Raw genomic sequence first — 17,781 nt, 5'->3', positions numbered from 1 at the left:
CATCAGACGGTTTGCGAATAGCGTTGCGGCGCCGCCTGCTCGCGGTCTTGCTTGAGGTAGCGGTCGAACACCATGCAGATATTGCGAATGAGGAGCCGGCCCTTGGGCTCGACCGTGATCCATTCGGGCTCGATGCGAATCAGGCCGTCCTGCTCCAGCGCGCGCAGCATGTCCATCTCGGCGGCAAAGTAATCCCGGAACACGATCGGGTAGGCGATCTCCAGCGAGCTGATCGACAACTCGAAGTTGCACATCAGGCGCTGGATGATCAGCCGCCGCAGCACATCGTCCATGCCCAGCCGGATGCCCCGGGCAATCGGCAAGGTCGAGTTTTCCAGCCGCGCATAGTAGCCGTCGAGCGTCTTTTCGTTCTGGCTGTAGCTGCCGCCGACGGCACTGATGGCCGACACGCCGCACGCCACCAGGTCGCTCTCGGAGTGCGTCGAATACCCCTGGAAATTGCGGTGCAGCCGACCCTGGCGCTGGGCGATGGCCAGGTCGTCGTCGGGCTTGGCGAAGTGATCCATGCCGATGTAGACGTAACCGGCGGCGGTCAACTGGCGGATGCACAGCGACAACATGTCGAGCTTGCTGTCGGCGCTGGGCAGCTCGCTCTCGTCGATCTGGCGCTGGGTCTTGAACAGCTGCGGCATGTGCGCATAGTTGTAGACGGCGATGCGGTCGGGGCCGGCGGCGATCACCTTGGCCAGGGTCTGCGACATCGACATCACGTTCTGGCGCGGCAGGCCGTAGATCAAGTCGATGCTGATGGAGCCGAAGCCGGCCGCGCGGGCCGCCGCCATCACCGCCAGGGTGTCGGCTTCGGGCTGGATGCGATTGACCGCCCGCTGCACCTCGGCGTCGAAATCCTGCACGCCCAGGCTGAGCCGGTTGAAGCCCTGGGCGCGCAGCGAATGCACACGCTCGACTGACACCGTGCGCGGATCGATCTCGATCGAGTATTCACCCACGTGGTCGGGCGCCAGCGCGAAGCTGCCACGGATGTGCGCCATCAGGTCGCCCATCTGCTGGTCCGACAGGTAGGTCGGCGTGCCGCCGCCGAAATGCAGTTGCTCGACCTGGTTCATGCCGGCAAACAGCGAACCCTGCATGCTGATCTCGCGCTTGAGATAGCTCAGGTAGAGCGAGGCCTTGGCGCGATTCTTCGTCACGATCTTGTTGCAGGCACAGTAGTAGCAGATGGTGTCGCAGAATGGAATGTGCAGGTACAGCGACAAGGCGCGCCAGGCGCCCATGCTGCGCCGGTCGTTGACCGCATGCAGGTAGTCGGTGACGGCGAAGTCGGCGTTGAAGCGGTCGGCCGTCGGATAGGACGTGTAGCGCGGCCCGCGCTGGTCCATCTTGCGCAGCACGCTGTTGCTCATGCCGGCCAGGCTGGATGAATGGTACGTCAGGGACGATGAGGCGACTTGCATGGAATGCTCCTGGCCGAGCGAGGCGGGAATTGATCGGAGATTGCAGGATAGGATGCCCGTCCGCTGCCCGCCTTGATATGCATCAAGCAGGCGCCGATGACGCGCCACGGCACGCCAGGCGCGGCCTCGGATCTTTACATGCGGCAGGCCAGGCCCTCTGGTCCGACCAGTTGACTTCCCTTTGGGCGCTCCCTATGATGAAAATGTCATCGCCCCGGCCTTTGGCATCGCCGGGGCCGGGTTGGCAATGAACAAGACGAGCAATGACCCGCACCTTGCGTGACCGCGCAGGCTCGATAAAAACGATAGAGACAAGATGACCTGTTTCACCCCGCGCCATGGTGCCATGGTGCCACGCTGCTGCCGGGTTGCTCATCGCCGGCTTTTCCGGGGGCGCCTCGCTCGACATGGGCAGCCAGTACCTGCTGATGTCGGTGGCGGCAGTGCTCATCGGCATCAGCGTCACCGGAGCGGCGTGATCATCATCGCGGTCATCCGCTGTCGGCGCGTCGCCGCCAGTCCCGACAGGTCGCATCCATTTCAACCGAGGAGCCCGCACGTCCCTGCCCGAATCGCCTTTCCGGCATCTCGACGACCGCTTTCGCCGCATGGTGATCGACACCGCCCAACTCGACCGGCTGTATACCGGTTGCCGCTGGAGCGAAGGCCCGGTGTGGCTGCCGGCCACCGAAGAACTGATCTGGAGCGATATTCCCAACAACCGGCTGATGCGATGGTCCGAAGGGACCGGTGCCGGGGTGTTTCGCCAGCCGTCGCAGTTCAACAACGGCAACACGCTGGATCGCGAGGGGCGCATCGTCGGCTGCCTGCATGGCGCGCGCGCGGTGGTGCGCACCGAACACGATGGCAGCATCACCACGCTGGCCTCGCACTGGCAGGGAAAACGTCTCAATTCGCCCAACGACGTGGTGGTGAAGTCGGACGGTTCGATCTGGTTCACCGATCCCGACTACGGCATCGACAGCGACTACGAGGGACACCGGGCCGAGACCGAGATCGGCGCCTGCCATGTCTATCGCACCGACGGCGACACCGGGGAGCTGGATATCGTCAGCGCCGACCTGGAACGACCCAACGGGCTGGCCTTTTCGCTGGACGAATCGCAGCTCTACATCGCCGACACGGGCCTGTCGCACCGCACCGATGGACCGCACCATATCCGCCTGTTCGACGTGGTGGATGGCCGCCGGTTGCGCGGCGGCGAGGTGTTTGCCACCATCGACCCGGGCCTGGCCGACGGCTTTCGCCTGGATCATCGGGGCAACATCTGGACCAGCGCCGGCGATGGCGTGCATTGCTATGCCCCCGACGGCACCCTGCTGGGCAAGATCCTGGTGCCAGAGGTGGTGTCCAACGTGGTCTTTGGCGGGCCGCGTGGAAACCGGCTCTTCATCACCGCCACCACCTCGGTCTATGCGGTCTACCTGGCCGTCAATGGCGCCCGGCGGCCGCCTCGCTGAAGGCCCTGTGGTAAAGTAGCGCCCCTGCCGTCGGCGTCGACGGCAGCCAGTTCATCCATGGGTTCCCTAACCCCATTCGTCAAAAAGGTCCCTATGACAACCCTCGATTTGCGGCGGCACGCCGTGCTGCTGTCCTGGCTTTCGCTGTTTCACCTGGTGGTGATCACCTCCAGCAACTACCTGGTGCAGTTGCCGGTGATCGTGTTTGGCCTGCATACCACCTGGGGCGCGTTCAGCTTTCCGTTCATCTTCCTGGCCACCGACCTGACCGTACGCTTCTTCGGTGCTGCGCTGGCGCGGCGCATCATCCTGACCGTGATGGTGCCGGCGCTGTTCGTTTCGTACCTGGTATCGGCGCTGTTCTACCAGGGCCAGTGGCAGGGCCTGGCCGCGCTGGCGCATTTCAACCCGTTCGTGGCGCGCATCGCCGCCGCCAGCTTCATGGCCTATGCGCTGGGCCAGGTGCTGGACGTGCAGGTCTTCAATCGGCTGCGGCAAAGTCGGCGCTGGTGGCTCGCTCCCGCGGCCTCGATGGTGCTGGGCAATGCGGTCGATACGCTGGCGTTCTTCTCCATTGCGTTCTGGCGCAGCAGCGACCCGTTCATGGCCGGCCACTGGGGCGAGATCGCGCTGGTGGACTACGGCGTCAAGATCGTCATCAGCCTGCTGTTCTTCCTGCCCGCCTATGGCGCGCTGATGAACATGCTGGGCAAATTGCTGGGACCCCGTGCAGCGTTGGCCGCGAACCGGTAACATGTCGGCTGTCCGGATCGCCGCACTCCCCCTGCCCCACTCCCTTCAGGAAATTTCATGAACTGGCCCCTGTTTGCCCTGGCCGTTGCCGCGTTTGGCATCGGCACTACCGAATTCGTCATCATGGGCTTGCTGCCCGATGTCGCGCGCGACCTGGGCGTGTCGGCGCCAGCTGCCGGCATGCTGGTCTCGGGCTACGCCCTGGGGGTGGCCGCAGGTGCCCCGATCCTCGCCATCGTGACCGCCAAGTGGCCCCGCAAGCAGGCGCTGGTAGGCCTCATGGCGCTGTTCATCCTGGGCAATATCCTGTGCGCCGTGGCGCCCGGTTATACCTTCCTGATGGTGGCGCGGGTGGTGACGGCGTTCTGCCATGCGGCCTTCTTCGGCATCGGCTCGGTGGTGGCGGCCGAACTGGTGGCGCCCAACAAACGGGCGCAGGCCGTGGCGCTGATGTTTACCGGCCTGACCGTGGCCAATATCCTGGGCGTGCCGCTGGGCACCGCCTTCGGCCATGCCACGGGCTGGCGCTCGACCTTCGGTGCGGTCACCGTGATCGGGGTGGTGGCGGCGATCATGCTGTGGGCCCTGCTGCCTCGCAAGATCGCCATGCAGGGCGGCGACATCTTCCAGGAGTTCCGCTCCATCCTGTCGACCCAGGTGCAGCTGTCGCTGCTGACCTCGACCCTGGCCTCGATCAGCATGTTTACCGTGATCACCTACATCGCCTACATCCTGCTGGACGTGACCGGCTTCACCGCCCAGCAGGAAAGCTGGGTGCTGCTGCTGTTCGGCGCCGGCATCACCGTGGGCGGCCTGGTCGGCGGCAAGCTGGCCGACTGGAAGCTGATGCCGGTGATGTGCGCCATGTTCCTGTGCATCGCGATCGTGCTGGGCCTGTTCTCGTGGACCAGCCACTACAAGTGGCCCACGCTGGTGACCATGTTTGCCTGGGGCGCATTTGCCTTCGCAGTGGTGCCGGCAGCGCAGGTGCGCGTGCTCGACACCGCACGCGGCGCACCCAACCTGGCCTCGACCCTCAACCAGGGTGCCTTCAACCTGGGCAACGCCAGCGGCGCCTGGATCGGCGGCGTGGCCATTGCCGCCGGCCTGCCGCTGACCGACCTGCCGCTGATCGGTTCGGCGGTGGCCCTGCTGGGGCTGGCCACGGTGGCCTTGTCGGCGTCGCTGGAACGCCGCGCGCGCGGCGTGGCCTGAAGCCGCCAGCACAAAAAAAGGCGCTGGTCGGTCAGACCAGCGCCTTTTTCTTGCCCGGCCGGATCAGGCCGGCTGCAGGTTGGACTGCGCCACGAAATTATCGAAGAAGCTTTCGCAGCGCGCCAGCTGCTCCAGCGTGACGAACTCGTTGGGCTTGTGGGCGTGGGCGATATCGCCTGGCCCGCAGATCACCGCCGGCATGCCGGCTTCGCCGAACAGGCCCCCTTCGGTGCCGAAACCCACCTTCTTGGCGCGCTCGCTGCCGAGGATGCGTAAGGCCGACGCCACCAGGGGATCGTTGGCCGGGGTACTCATGCCGGGGTAGGCGGTGAGCGTTTCGAACTCGATGCGTCCACGCGCGCCATCGATGCTCATCTGCGGCTCGATCTCGGTCTGGGCATAGGATTTCACCTCATTGAACACCTGCTGCGGATCGACGCCGGGCAGGAAGCGATGTTCGAACACGAACTCGGCCTTGTCCGGGATGATGTTGGGTGCATTGCCGCCATTGGACAAGGTCGTGCAGATCGACGAGTAGGGCACGTCGAAATCGTAGTCCTGTGCTTCGGACTGGCGCACCCGGTGGGCGATCTCGCGGATCTTCAACTGCATCATGGCGGCGTAGTCGATGCTGTTGATGCCCAGGTGCGGGCAGGACGAATGCGCGGCATGGCCATGCACCGAGCAGCGATAGGAGCGCTTGCCCTTGTGGGCGATGACGGCCTGCATCGAGGTCGGCTCGCCAATGATCACGCCGGTCGGCTTGATCTGGTGCTGGGCCAGGTCGGCCAGCAGTTCGCGCACGCCCAGGCACCCCACCTCCTCGTCATAGGAGAACGAGAAATGCAGCGGCGTGTGCAGGCGATCCTGGTCGATCGATGGCAGCCGCGCCAGGCACACCGCGATGAATCCCTTCATGTCGCAGGCGCCGCGGCCAAACAGCTTGCCGTCGGCCACACGCGCCACGAAGGGGTCGCTGTCCCAGTTCTGTCCCTTCACCGGTACCACGTCGGTATGGCCCGAGAATACCGTGCCGAACGGGGTACGGGCCGCGCCTGAGATGGTGGCGAACAGGTTGGCCTTGCGCCGCTCGGCGTCATAGGTCAGGCGGGTGGTGGCGCCATGGCGCTCGAGATAGTCGCGTACCCATTCGATCAAGCCCAGGTTCGACTCGCGGCTGATGGTGTTGAAACCGATGAGGGTCTTGAGGATGTCCAGCGTTGACGTCGTCGGTTCCGACGAGGTGGTGTTCAGTTGTGCGTTCATGATGATGTCTGCCTGTTCAATTGCGGGCGCCTGCGTGTTCGCATCGCCCGCCAACTCAGCAGCAAGCCTCGTGCCACCGTTGCAGCGGCGCACCGATGACTTGCCAAGCCCCATTTCCCTGGCGGCCTGCAAAGGCGGCGATTCTGGTGTCACCTGCCCTTGGAAAACACGTCGAGCGCCTGTGTGCAGAGCACGCCGGCGCAGCGCAGGCGACATTACACCCTATTTCGACGCGATGCGCTCGGCGCGGCTGCAAATTGCGCCCCATATTGCGCCAGCGCATGCCCCGGGAGCGCTGTGGCGCCGGCACCTCATCAGGAATTTCACGATATGTCGCCCCTGTTTTTTTTGTGACACTGGCTCAGACGCATGTTCCCATCGGCCACCATCCCACCGGTTGAGAACAAGAGCCGGCATCGCACCGCATCGAAGCACAGAGGGGGGTATCGACCATGAAACCGCCAATCATCCTGATGATTGAATCCAACGGAGAAGCCATCGAACTGGCGCGCTTTGCGCTGTGGCGGAGCAATTTCCACTGCATCCTGCAATGGTATGACGATGCCGACGCCGCCAGCGAGCGCCTGTTGCATCGGCGCCGGGCCGGACCGGACCGGCAATTGCCGCGCCTGGTGCTGCTCGATCCGGCGATGATGGAAAACAATGGTCTCGAGTTCATCCGTGCCATGCGCAGCGGGCGCGCCACGCGCAACATCCCGATCGTGGTCTTTGCCGATGCCGATTACCCGCCGGCGATGAATGACCTGCTCGATGCCGGCGCCAACGAATACCTGCAAAAACCGGAGGCAGCCGACGACTACATGCAGACACTGCTCGATTGCGTAGAGCGCTGGGGCCGGGGACGCGCTGCGCGCCAGGCCTGAGCGCCGGGGGCGCATGCCCCATGCAAAGGGCCCGCACATGGCGGGCCCGGTCTCGATATGGGAGCGTGTCGCGGCCTACCTGGCCTCGGGCGGGGCGTCGCCCACGCGGGTAGCCAAGTGGGCGTCGAATTCGCGGTGCGCCTGTTCCAGCTTCTTCAGCGCCAGCTGCCAGGGTTCGTAGTCGTTGACGGTCAGATGGCCGGCCGACGGATCCTGCTTCCAGGCCTCCAGCTTGGCGTTCATCACCTCGTACTCGTGCAACTGCACTTCGAGCAATGCTTCCATGGTGCCCCTGAGCTCGTCGGCACGGGCGGTCCAGGGATCGACTGGCGCGGCAGTCTGGGGCGATTGGGACGATTCGGGCGTTTCCATACTTTCCTCCATGAAGAAGCTGGCATCGTATCACTTCCCCTGGCACCGACAGGGGTCGAAAACAGTGGCGTTCTGCGTACAATCCCTGTTTTGGCGCGACCAGGAGAACCATGAACACGCCCCTCTTCGGCCAGGCCATTCCGGTCCTGGCCAGCCTCGACCTGCCACGCACGCTGGCGTTCTACCAGGACACACTGGGCTTCAAGGTCCGGCATATCGACCAGGCCGGCTACGGCATTGCCCGGCGCGACGGCACCGAACTGCATTTCTGGAAGTGCGACGAGCGGCATATCGCGGAAAACACTTCGTGCTACCTGCGGGTCGGCAATATCGCCGCGGTCCATGCCGAACTGCGCCAGCGCATCGCGTCGCTGGGCGCGGTGGTGCATACCGATTGGGGAATGGACGAACTCTACGTGATCGATCCGGATGGCAACCTGCTCGAGTTCGGGCAGGAGCGGCACGCCGGTTGAACCTCGTACCACGGCCTCGCACCATGGCTCTTGTTAGGCGATCCTGCAGGGGGTAACCGGGTATCTTGCCCTGACGATGATTGCCTCGCTAATTTTCGGTAGACATATCGCATTTTGCTGGCATTTGTGACTAACTCGATCTCGGCTTATGATTATGGCCCGAGAAACAGTTCTCAAACGCAGCGTTGGCAATATAATGCAAATCCCCCAGCGTCGCCGCTATCAATGCTTTGTTCCCACGAGGGGCACTTGCAAGAACCAATATGCGACGGCGCACATTTCATCATGAGCACCTGAAAGGCCCACCACTATTTGTTGATGATCGGTGAACATTCCTTGACTCATCTGTCGAACCGCAAGCCGGCGCCTGGTGATCTCGCAGCCTGGAAAATATAATATCCCGTTCGCTCGTGCTTCTTCCCCATTTCAAGCAGGATGATTGAGGCCGTAGCACATTCAAACGGGCGTGCAGCAAATTAAACCGTGAGACGACCATTTCTTTCTTTTCGAAAAAATTAGATCTATCTCGTACTACCCGGAATGCGATCTTCAATTATGGGGGGGTCATCTGGCGTGCTGCGCTGAGCATTCTGCTGATCCCGTTCTATGTACATCACCTGGCACCCCATGAGTGGGGCCTGGTCGCCATCTGCATCGCGGTGCAGGGGTTTCTTACGCTACTGGATGCCGGCCTGTCGCAGATCATCCCCCGGGATATCGCACGAGCCAGTGCCGACAAAGACGGGGTAGCGCGCCAATTCGCCATCTTCTCCCGAGCCTACTTCCTATTGGCTGCCGCGGCGTTCTGCGTGGGGCAGCTCGCAGTACCGTGGTTGGCAACGCATTGGCTCAAGCTCACCGATGGCGCGCCGGAAGAGTCGTACGCCAGCTTGCGGCTTGCTTTCCTGATGTTCTTCTTCCAGTTCTGGAACACCGTACATATCGGCTATTGGAACGGCATGCAGGAACAGCACCTGGCCAATATTCGCCAAGTGGTCTTCGCCACCGCCAAACATGGTGCGGCCGCCAGCCTCGTGCTGTTCTGGTCGCCCACGGCGCAGGCCTACCTGATCGGTTTCACCGTGCTCACGGCCATGGAGTGGGTAGCCAACAGGACGACGATCAGGCGCCATCTCTCGGGCTCCGGCGCCAAGGCGACACTGGCGGACCTGATGAAATTGACCCATGAGACAGGGATACTGTCCGTCGGTGTGCTGCTGGGCTTGCTCGTTTCGCAGATAGACCGGTTCATTCTCTCGAGCATGGTGTCGGTCAGCGACTACGGAAGATACATCGCCGTGGCCAACCTGGGCCTGGCGTTCTTCCAGTTCCAGGGCCCGTTGCTGGCCGCATTCTATCCCCGGTTGTCGGTCGAGCTCCCCGTCGGGGAAACGCGTTCGCTGCGGCACTTGAGCATCGGCGTGGCGCTGCTCAATGTGCTGCCTTGCCTCATTGCCGCCCTGACCGCCCCCTTCTTCCTCAATCTCTGGATTCACGATGCAACAATCGTGGCGGTAGGAACCTTGCCGCTGCAATTGATTTTCCTGGCCATTGCTGTCAATTCCGTCTATCAGATCTTCTACCAACAGATTCTGGTACACGGCCAAGGAGCCTACGTCATCTGGACCAATGCCGCCAACATCATCCTGGTGGGAAGTTTCGTGCTGCTGGCCACGCCACATATGGGAATTGTCGCAGGGGGCTGGGGCTGGCTGCTCGGGGCCAGCATCCAATTGCTGGCGGGAGTGCTCTGGACGACCTTCTTCAAGGCGAGATGCAGCAAGCTCGACTCACAGATCAACCGCTCGATATAAGCAGAATAACGATGCAAAAAACGCAACAGCAGGCCCGGTGGTACTGGACCAGCATTGCACTGTTTGTGCTAGCCGGCTGCGCCGTCTCGGTGTTCATCCAACTGAAGTTCGAGCAGGCGCTGGCCGCCGGTATCGCCATCACTGACGTTTCTGCGCTGGCAAGATCGCTATACCTGGTTGAAAACTATGCGAACCTTGTCTATATCAAGCGCTTCGATCTATGCGGCCTGCTGGCGCTGTATGCGCCCGGATACTTGTTGAGTTCATGGTTCTATCCGGTGATCAACGGGGCGCTGCTGGTCACTGCCAGCCTGTTCTACAAGAAGTTGTTCATCGATGACGCTGCGATGACCGGCTCGTTTCCGGTCGCAGTCCTGGGCATCGTTGGCAACCCCTACCTGTTGCTGACGTTTCCGGGCCCGAACAAGGAATTGCCATTATTGGCACTGACGCTGGCACTGTGCTGGTTGATGCTGCGCAAACCCTCCGGATGGCTCGTCTACTCCATCATGGCGGCATTGCTGGCGGCTGCGTTCCGGGATGGCTATGGCGCGCTGTTGCTGCTGCTGGTGGTCGTGTTCACCGCCGCCGAGCGCACGCCCCGCCCGCATGTCGTTGCACTCCTGGCCAGCGTGGCGCTTTGCGCGGCCACGGTAACGCTGATGCATCCGCTATCAGAATGGCTCTCCTTCCTGCATCGCAATATCACCGTGGCCAGCACCTTTTCGGGGCAGGTTCCGCAAGTCAAGCCAGGCATATCATCATCGAGCGTCACGGTCGCGCTGCTCAGCTTGACCGATTGGCTCAGGCGCAGCGTGCTCAACGTCGTCAGCCTGGCGATCTTTCCAGGCATCCAACAAACAAATGGGCAGATCTACTGGCTGGGGATTGGCTACTGGCTCTTCGGCGTGGCAAATCTTTTTGCCTTCCTCGCTGCCGCATATACCGTATTGAAGACTTTCCTGGCAAGGAATGCGCCGCAATCGGGCCGCATGGCGGTTTTCTGGATCGCGGCCTGGCTGATGATTTCTGCCTCGCTGTACGTCCAGCCGCGCTACATGATGACGATGCTCCCGATCGGCATCGGATTGCTTTCGACACTCCCCCTGCGTACCAGGATCGTGTTTTGTGCATTGGTCGTTGCGCTCGTGGTCACCAAGATCACTCTTGCACTTGCCGCCGGCGCGAGCTTGCCGTTGATCACGCCCGACACATTTCCCGTCAACCCCTACCTGCTGCCTTGAGGTCATGCCAAGAGGCCGATCAGGCCTCACCACTGCGTGCGGCCGCATCGACGATGCCTCGATCAATGTGGCTGTTCGCCACGGCAGGCCAGATCCGAACCCGGGTGCCGGCGACGATACCGCCAATGGTGCGCCTCAGATCCAGTTGGTGATCAGGAACAGGTAGCCATCCCAGACGCCGCGGGCGACATCGCCAATGACGCCGGCAAAGGCGGCTTGCGCGTTGAGGGACAAGAACAGGCCTGCAATCATCAGGAAAAAACGCATGACAACCTCCATATCGATCAAGTGAGCCGGCTGCCGGTGTGCATCCGGGTTGAGATCAATGATGGGCATGCGAGGTTGCAGTGCCATGTCAGTGGCCAGCGCCACGGTTACAGTTGAAACGCTCGCGACGGTGGCAGGCATACCAGCACCGCGCGCCCAATGCAAAAAAGCCGCTGAACGCAATGCATTCAACGGCTTTTACAATTTGGTTGCGGGGGCAGGATTTGAACCTACGACCTTCGGGTTATGAGCCCGACGAGCTGCCAGACTGCTCCACCCCGCGTCTGAAGAAAGCAATTATAGGGCACTTCCAAATAGAATGCAAACACTCTCTGCCATCTTTTGACAGTGATACACTTCACTCCGCATTTGCGGTGACGCGCGCCGGTCCCTACGGTGATCCGGATTGCCACCGCCGTGCAACGAGACATCCGCATTCCCATCACAAAGCCAGCCAAGTCACGACGATCCTCTTCTATGAAATTCTGTTCCGAATGCGGTCAGCCGGTTGCCCAGCAGATTCCTGCCGATGACACCCGGCCGCGCTTCGTCTGCACCAGTTGCGGCACGATCCATTACCAGAACCCCAAGATGGTGGTCGGCTCCATCCCGGTCTGGGAGCAGGACGGCGAGGTGCGGGTACTGCTGTGCAAGCGCGCCATCGAACCTCGCCTGGGCTACTGGACCCTGCCGGCCGGTTTCATGGAAAACGACGAGACCACCGGCGACGCCGCCATGCGCGAGACCGAGGAAGAGGCCGGCGCCCGCATTCGACTGCATGAGCTGTTCTCGGTCGTGAACGTGCCGCATGTGCATCAGGTACACCTGTTCTACCGCGCCGACCTGCTCGACCTCGACTACCGCGCCGGCGTGGAGAGCCTGGAAGTGGGGCTCTATACAGAACAGCAGATTCCCTGGCACGACATTGCCTTTCCCACGGTAGAGTTCACCCTGCGCGCGTTCTTCGACGATCTGCGCAAGATCGGTTGCGGTGAAGGCGGCTTCGCGCTGCACACCGAGGACATCCGGCGCCGCATGATCTGATGGCTTTCGCATGGCATAGTCAATGATCGCCTGGCTCAATATCGACACCCCTTTCCCCGACGTCTCGCGCGCGCTGCAAGACCCGGCCGGACTGCTAGCGGCCGGTGCCGACCTGTCGCCACCCAGGTTGCTGGAGGCCTATCGCCAGGGCATCTTTCCGTGGTTCTCCGAAGGCCAGCCCATCCTGTGGTGGAGCACCGATCCACGCATGGTGCTGCGCACCGACCAGTTCGTGGTGTCCGACAGTCTCAAGAAGACGCTGCGCCGCATCGAGCGCAGCCGCCACGGCGACGGCCTGTGGCAGGTCACTTTCGACACCGCCTTCGAACAGGTCATGCACGGTTGCGCCGGACCGCGCCGCCACGAGCACGGCACCTGGATTTCACCCGAGATCGTCGACGGCTATAGCGGCCTGCACCGCGCCGGGTATGCGCATTCGTCCGAAGTCTGGCTCAACGGTGAGCTCGTCGGCGGTGCCTACGGGGTATCCATCGGGCGCATGTTCTACGGCGAGTCGATGTTCGCGCGCGTGAGCGATGCGTCCAAGGTGGCGCTGGCGCACCTGGTGTTCTTTCTCCGCCGGCACGGGGTCGAGCTGATCGACTGCCAGCAGGAAACCTCGCACCTGGCTTCGCTGGGCGCACGCCCGATTTCGCGCAGCGCGTTCCTGGATCACCTGTACGGCGCCATCGGGGCGCCCCAGATCACGCAGTGGCAGCCGCTGGACCTGCTGCAAACCGGCATCCCGCCCCGGGCCGACCAGGCGCCGCTCCAGGCTGGATGAAATTGGTGTAAATTAATGCCACGGTTCATCATCCGGCAGCACCCTCACGATCGCCGATTGCCGGGCTGCACATAAAGCACGCACAGGACGCCCATGACGCATCTCAAAGACCTGCCGTTCTCGACCCTGCAATTCTATGCAACCGCGCCCTATCCCTGCAGCTACCTCGACCACCAGCAGGCACGTTCGCAGGTGGCCACCCCGTCGCACCTGATCAATGCCGACGTCTATTCAGAGCTGGTCAAGACCGGCTTTCGCCGCAGTGGCATCTTCACCTACCGGCCCTATTGCGACGGTTGCAATGCCTGCACGCCGGTACGTATCCGGGCCGCCGACTTCGTGAGCAACCGCAGCCAACGCCGCGCCTGGGCACGCAACCAGCAACTGGTGGCACTGGTGACCAACCTGACCTACGCCCAGGAACACTACGAGCTGTACCTGCGCTATCAATCGGTGCGCCATGCCGGTGGCGGCATGGACCAGGACAGCCGGGACCAGTACGCGCAATTCCTGTTGCAAAGCAAGGTCAATACACGCCTGGTGGAGTTTCGCGAGCCCGACGGCGTGCTGCGCATGGTCAGCATCATCGACGTCCTCAACGACGGCCTGTCATCGGTCTACACCTTTTTCGATCCCGACCTGCCGGCGGCCTCGCTGGGCACCTTCAATATCCTGTGGCAGATCGAGCAGGCGCGCCAGCTGGGCATGCCCTACGTCTACCTCGGCTATTGGATCAGCGCCAGTCCCAAGATGGCCTACAAGACCAATTTTCGACCACTCGAGGCTTACCAGCACGGGGTCTGGAACACGCTGCAGGCCTGAAGCGGCTGTCTTGCATCTGCAACGCCCGCTGCCGGAAGGCCGCCATGAGCAGTTAGAATAGCGGCACTTTTCACCGCCAGCCCTCATCGTGTCCGACAAATTCCTCTACGCGCTCGCGCGTCCGCTGCTGTTCTCCATGGCGCCCGAAACCGCCCACCACCTCACCCTGCCGGCGCTGCGCTGCGCTGCGCGCTACAGCCTGACCGATGTCATCGCCAAGCCGGCGCGCGACGTGCGCACCATGATGGGGATCGAGTTTCCCAACCCGGTGGGGATGGCCGCCGGCCTGGACAAGGATGGTGCCTATATCGACGGGCTGGCCGCGCTCGGCTTCGGCTTCATCGAGGTCGGCACGGTGACGCCGCGCGCGCAACCGGGCAATCCCCTGCCGCGCATGTTCCGCCTGCCGGATGCCGGGGCCGTGATTAATCGCATGGGTTTCAATAACGGCGGTGTCGAGGCCTTCGTGGCCAATGTCCAGGCATCGCGCTTCTACCAGGAAAAACAAGGCGTGCTGGGCCTCAACATCGGCAAGAACGCCGACACCCCCATCGAGCGGGCAGCCGAGGATTACGTGCATTGCCTGCAGCGCGTCTACCCCTATGCCAGCTACGTGACCGTCAACATCTCGTCACCCAATACCAAGAACCTGCGCCAACTGCAGGGCGCGTCCGAACTCGATGCGCTGCTGTCGCAGCTCAAATCGGCCCAGCGCCGACTGGCCGACCGCCATGGCCGCTACGTGCCGGTCACGCTCAAGATCGCCCCCGACATGGACGCCGAACAGGTCAAGAATGTGGCCGATGCGCTGCTGCGCCATGGCATCGACGGCGTCATCGGCACCAATACCACGATCACCCGCGACGCCGTGGCCGGCATGCCGCACGCCGAGGAGGCCGGCGGCCTGTCGGGTCGCCCGGTCCTCGAACTGTCGAACCGGGTGATTGCCGGACTGCGCGCCGAACTGGGCGATGCCATCCCGATCATCGGCGTGGGCGGTATCTTCAATGGCGCCGATGCGCGTGCCAAGATCGACGCCGGCGCCTCGCTGGTGCAGCTCTATACCGGCCTGATCTACCAGGGGCCGGCGCTGGTGCGCGAATGCGCCGAGGCGTTGCGCGCACCGGTGGCCGCTGCGCACCACTGACCGGGCTTGATCGAGCGATCGAGAAAACAGCAGGCCGGTGCCTGCTGGTTTCACATCGATACCGGGGGCCGCCTGGCGGCCGATGTCTGGTTCCTCATTTCGCCGCATCGCGCTTGAGATTGAAGACCCGGCGTGCATCGGCGTCGGCCTCGGCCTTCTTTTCGAAATCGGTCTTTTCGCAGCCGGCCATGCCCACGCATAGCGCCAGCAGCATGAAGATGATACGCATGATGATCCCCTGAAATGGACGATGCCGTCCCGCGGCATCAGCTTAGCGCGCATTCTAGCGCCAACCTGTCCCCTCCACATCTCGGTCGCGGCGCATCGCCACGCGTGTCGGTCACGCCATTTATAATGGCTGCCCAGCACTGCCTTCATTCACCTTGCCCGCGATTCATGTCTGCCAATACCATTGCCATCAACCAGAACATGAAACAGTTCGACAGTCACGCCAGCGTCTGGCTGTTCGGTTACGGCTCGATCATCTTCAAGGCCGACTTCCCCTATCTCGAGCGTCGGCCGGGTCACATCACGGGCTGGGCGCGTCGTTTCTGGCAGGGCTCGCACGACCATCGTGGCACGCCGCAGTCGCCGGGCCGGGTGGTCACGCTGACGCCCCAGGCCGACGCCATCTGCCGCGGCATGGCCTACCTGGTCACGCCCGAAGTCTTCGCGCACCTCGACCACCGTGAAAAGAATGGCTACCTGCGCCTGGTCACCGCCATTCACCTGGATCACGCTGGCAGCGTCGAGGGCCTGATCTATATCGCCGCCGAAGACAATGCCGCCTTTGCCGGGCCAGCCAGCGAACAGGACATTGCGCGCCAGATCGCCCTGGCCGAGGGCCCCAGCGGGCGCAACAGCGACTACCTGCTGATGCTGGCGCAGGCGCTGCGCGAACTGGGTACCGACGACACCCATGTGTTCGAAATCGAGCGCCAGCTGCTGGCACTGCAGCAAGCAGATCATTGATGCCGCAGTCGGCGCTCGTGTTATCTTTGCCGGCTCGCGGCACAACCTGCCCACCAGACACCATCACAGAAGGAACAACAACATGATCAAGACCCTGGCCGCCTGCGCCGCCGTGATTGCCCTGGCCGGATGCGTAGCCCCCGTAACCCGCACCGCCAGCGGCGAAATCCCTGCCTCGCGCGTCTACATCAAGAGCATGACCCAGCAGGAAACCGGGCTGTCGGCAATCGAATTCACACGCGACACCGGCCTGCTCAACAGCCAGATGATGGAGCTGGCCATCAACGATGTCGTGCTGGCCCAGATCACCGGCGGCGAGCACCTGACGATCTGGCTCAAGCCAGGTAGCTACACCTTCAGCATCAAGCCAGCCCAGGGGCTTGCCACTGCAACCGACAGCGAGCGCGGCAAGGTGGTGGTCCAGGTCGGCAACGGCGGCCCATACCGCGTGCGCATCGCCTCCGATGCCCGCGGCCTGAAGATGCTGCTGGCGCAATAAGCGCCGGCACAGATGTGGCGCCCGGGCCACAAGCCGCGTACCGAGCGGCGTGACCCGGCAACGCATTCGCAACCTTGCAGCCAAGACAACTGCCATAAGCGCTTGTTTTCAAAGGATTTTCAAGAAAAATCCGCGGGGCCGGCAGAGCGTCGGCTCAGTTATTCAAGAAATAGATAACTGATATTGGGATTCAAAATTGGATGGGCGCCGAGCGAAGGCATATATTGCAACGCAACAGATCACTTTTTTCTTGCGGAGCAAATCATGAACATCCTCGTCGACGTCCTGCCTTACACCCTGTTGATCGGCGCCATGGTTGCGCGCTACATGATGTCGGCCAAGTAACAGCGGCCAGGCAACATCGCCGACGCGGCTCCCGCGATGGAGTCGGCGCGGCAGCGTGGAACATTGGAAGCACCCTGGAAAGCGGTTTTTGTCGCATTGCAATGCAGACAAGCCGCTTTTTGTCTTATCAGCATCATTGATATCTATCTTGCATCCTGCGGCAAGCGTCAGCGCCGCCAGGCCCCCGCTTGCAAATACGCCATCACCGATTACACTCGATCGTTTGCCACCCGAACGAAAGAAACACGGATGAAGCGTCTGACCTCCTCGATCGCCGCAATCGCGCTGCTGCTGGCGCTCGAAGGCTGTGCCTGCGCGCCCGGCTTCGTCGGTTTCGACAGCCGCTGCGCATTCTCCAATGCGCCCAGCGGCCAGCCTTGATGGCATCTCCTGCCCGCCAGTCCCCCAAAAGAGCGCGTTGTACGGCTTTACACTGGTAATTAACCGTCAATTATCGTCAAGACAATCTAGTCGAACTGGCCCAGCCAGCGTCGCAAGTCGTCCTCGGCTTGCTGCCTGATGGCCGTTTCCTCGTTGAACAGCTCGTGGTAGGCGTGCTGGTAGAGATGCCAGCGGCCGTTGCCGGCCGGCAGGGCGTCGAAAAAAGCCCGGCTGCCGCGCGCGGCCACGAAGGCATCGTCGCCGGCGACCTGCAGCAGCACCGGCCTGGTGAAAGTGCCTGCATCCCGCTGCACCTGGGCCATCGCGTCCAGCATGAAGTTGAGCATGCGGGGCGCGATCTTGCCATGGTTGAGCGGGTCGCGCCGGTAGGCCCTGACCTGTTGCGGATCGTGCGAGATACGTTCGGCCGGCAGGGCCGTGGGTAGCGCATATCCGGGTGCCAGCCAGCCCGATATCTTCAGCAGCAGGTGCTGGGCCGGTGTCAGATCCAGCGCCAGCGCCGGTGACGACAGCATCAGGCCGCGTACCGGACTGAAGCCGCCAGTGGCCAGGCGGGGCGCC

The 17,781-nt window shown here is 62.7% G+C and carries 21 protein-coding genes and 1 tRNA gene; 15 read left to right on the top strand and 7 right to left on the bottom strand.

Features of this window, described 5'->3' with window-relative positions; translation table 11 throughout:
• Positions 1-2: 2 nt before the first annotated feature.
• Positions 3-1,436: an oxygen-independent coproporphyrinogen III oxidase gene (gene hemN / locus PMI40_RS07485; RefSeq protein WP_008113731.1), complete on the bottom strand. Its 1,434-nt coding sequence runs from the start codon at positions 1,434-1,436 to the stop codon at positions 3-5.
• Positions 1,437-1,774: 338 nt separating this feature from the next.
• On the opposite strand from hemN, the gene PMI40_RS23745 reads away from it, so the two are divergent.
• From PMI40_RS23745 to PMI40_RS07470, 4 genes are all read left to right on the top strand, one after another.
• Positions 1,775-1,915 (top strand): hypothetical protein, encoded by a 141-nt coding sequence (locus PMI40_RS23745; RefSeq protein WP_008113729.1) that lies wholly within the window; start codon positions 1,775-1,777, stop codon positions 1,913-1,915.
• Positions 1,916-2,044: 129 nt separating this feature from the next.
• Complete coding sequence (locus PMI40_RS07480) at positions 2,045-2,917, top strand: SMP-30/gluconolactonase/LRE family protein (RefSeq protein WP_008113727.1); 873 nt, start codon at positions 2,045-2,047, stop codon at positions 2,915-2,917.
• Between the two features lie 93 nt (positions 2,918-3,010).
• On the top strand, positions 3,011-3,670 hold the full coding sequence (locus PMI40_RS07475; protein WP_008113725.1) for a 7-cyano-7-deazaguanine/7-aminomethyl-7-deazaguanine transporter: 660 nt from the start codon (positions 3,011-3,013) through the stop codon (positions 3,668-3,670).
• A gap of 57 nt (positions 3,671-3,727) precedes the next feature.
• The gene (locus PMI40_RS07470) at positions 3,728-4,885 is read left to right on the top strand and encodes an MFS transporter (RefSeq protein WP_008113723.1); all 1,158 of its coding nucleotides are present in this window, start codon (positions 3,728-3,730) and stop codon (positions 4,883-4,885) included.
• Between the two features lie 63 nt (positions 4,886-4,948).
• On the opposite strand, the gene argE is transcribed toward PMI40_RS07470, so the two are convergent.
• Positions 4,949-6,151, bottom strand: coding sequence for an acetylornithine deacetylase (argE, locus tag PMI40_RS07465; protein ID WP_008113720.1), 1,203 nt, complete (start codon positions 6,149-6,151; stop codon positions 4,949-4,951).
• 452 nt (positions 6,152-6,603) lie between these two features.
• Here argE and PMI40_RS07460 point away from each other — a divergent pair, with 452 nt between their 5' ends.
• A complete protein-coding gene (locus PMI40_RS07460) occupies positions 6,604-7,035 on the top strand; it encodes a response regulator (protein WP_008113718.1) in 432 nt (143 codons plus the stop codon).
• A 75-nt stretch (positions 7,036-7,110) separates the two neighbouring features.
• Here the strand turns inward: PMI40_RS07460 and PMI40_RS07455 are convergent, their stop codons facing one another.
• On the bottom strand, positions 7,111-7,407 hold the full coding sequence (locus PMI40_RS07455) for a hypothetical protein (RefSeq protein ID WP_008113716.1): 297 nt from the start codon (positions 7,405-7,407) through the stop codon (positions 7,111-7,113).
• A gap of 110 nt (positions 7,408-7,517) precedes the next feature.
• Between PMI40_RS07455 and PMI40_RS07450 the strand changes: the two genes are divergently transcribed.
• From PMI40_RS07450 to PMI40_RS07440, 3 genes are all read left to right on the top strand, one after another.
• Positions 7,518-7,880, top strand: a complete 363-nt coding sequence (locus tag PMI40_RS07450) for a VOC family protein (protein ID WP_008113714.1) — start codon at positions 7,518-7,520, stop codon at positions 7,878-7,880.
• 494 nt (positions 7,881-8,374) lie between these two features.
• Positions 8,375-9,694 (top strand): oligosaccharide flippase family protein, encoded by a 1,320-nt coding sequence (locus PMI40_RS07445; protein WP_081496424.1) that lies wholly within the window; start codon positions 8,375-8,377, stop codon positions 9,692-9,694.
• An 11-nt stretch (positions 9,695-9,705) separates the two neighbouring features.
• Positions 9,706-10,938 carry a hypothetical protein gene (locus PMI40_RS07440; RefSeq protein WP_008113712.1) on the top strand — a complete coding sequence of 411 codons (1,233 nt, stop codon included), beginning with the start codon at positions 9,706-9,708 and terminating at the stop codon, positions 10,936-10,938.
• 135 nt (positions 10,939-11,073) lie between these two features.
• On the opposite strand, the gene PMI40_RS07435 is transcribed toward PMI40_RS07440, so the two are convergent.
• Positions 11,074-11,346: a hypothetical protein gene (locus PMI40_RS07435; RefSeq protein WP_040501785.1), complete on the bottom strand. Its 273-nt coding sequence runs from the start codon at positions 11,344-11,346 to the stop codon at positions 11,074-11,076.
• A gap of 65 nt (positions 11,347-11,411) precedes the next feature.
• Positions 11,412-11,488 (bottom strand) — tRNA-Met (locus tag PMI40_RS07430).
• A gap of 194 nt (positions 11,489-11,682) precedes the next feature.
• On the opposite strand from PMI40_RS07430, the gene PMI40_RS07425 reads away from it, so the two are divergent.
• The 4 genes from PMI40_RS07425 to PMI40_RS07410 all read left to right on the top strand — a co-directional run bounded on the left by PMI40_RS07425 (position 11,683) and on the right by PMI40_RS07410 (position 15,002).
• Positions 11,683-12,249, top strand: coding sequence for an NUDIX hydrolase (locus PMI40_RS07425; protein WP_008113710.1), 567 nt, complete (start codon positions 11,683-11,685; stop codon positions 12,247-12,249).
• A gap of 22 nt (positions 12,250-12,271) precedes the next feature.
• Positions 12,272-13,033 (top strand): leucyl/phenylalanyl-tRNA--protein transferase, encoded by a 762-nt coding sequence (aat, locus tag PMI40_RS07420; protein ID WP_008113708.1) that lies wholly within the window; start codon positions 12,272-12,274, stop codon positions 13,031-13,033.
• 93 nt (positions 13,034-13,126) lie between these two features.
• The gene (locus PMI40_RS07415; protein WP_008113706.1) at positions 13,127-13,855 is read left to right on the top strand and encodes an arginyltransferase; all 729 of its coding nucleotides are present in this window, start codon (positions 13,127-13,129) and stop codon (positions 13,853-13,855) included.
• Positions 13,856-13,943: 88 nt separating this feature from the next.
• Positions 13,944-15,002, top strand: a complete 1,059-nt coding sequence (locus PMI40_RS07410; protein WP_008113705.1) for a quinone-dependent dihydroorotate dehydrogenase — start codon at positions 13,944-13,946, stop codon at positions 15,000-15,002.
• 94 nt (positions 15,003-15,096) lie between these two features.
• On the opposite strand, the gene PMI40_RS24510 is transcribed toward PMI40_RS07410, so the two are convergent.
• Complete coding sequence (locus tag PMI40_RS24510) at positions 15,097-15,231, bottom strand: hypothetical protein (protein ID WP_008113704.1); 135 nt, start codon at positions 15,229-15,231, stop codon at positions 15,097-15,099.
• A 167-nt stretch (positions 15,232-15,398) separates the two neighbouring features.
• Here PMI40_RS24510 and PMI40_RS07405 point away from each other — a divergent pair, with 167 nt between their 5' ends.
• From PMI40_RS07405 to PMI40_RS23740, 3 genes are all read left to right on the top strand, one after another.
• Complete coding sequence (locus tag PMI40_RS07405) at positions 15,399-15,974, top strand: gamma-glutamylcyclotransferase (protein ID WP_008113703.1); 576 nt, start codon at positions 15,399-15,401, stop codon at positions 15,972-15,974.
• Between the two features lie 82 nt (positions 15,975-16,056).
• Entirely contained in the window at positions 16,057-16,473 is a 417-nt protein-coding gene (locus PMI40_RS07400) for a hypothetical protein (RefSeq protein WP_008113702.1), read from the top strand.
• A 408-nt stretch (positions 16,474-16,881) separates the two neighbouring features.
• Positions 16,882-17,199, top strand: a complete 318-nt coding sequence (locus PMI40_RS23740; RefSeq protein WP_157221464.1) for a hypothetical protein — start codon at positions 16,882-16,884, stop codon at positions 17,197-17,199.
• Positions 17,200-17,285: 86 nt separating this feature from the next.
• Here PMI40_RS23740 and PMI40_RS07395 read toward each other — a convergent pair.
• On the bottom strand, positions 17,286-17,781 hold a 496-nt coding region (locus PMI40_RS07395), incomplete at its 5' end, for a serine aminopeptidase domain-containing protein (protein WP_008113700.1).

Source organism: Herbaspirillum sp. YR522, assembly GCF_000282575.1.
Lineage (GTDB): Bacteria > Pseudomonadota > Gammaproteobacteria > Burkholderiales > Burkholderiaceae_D > Herbaspirillum.
This window is presented reverse-complemented; position numbering and strand designations above follow the sequence as displayed.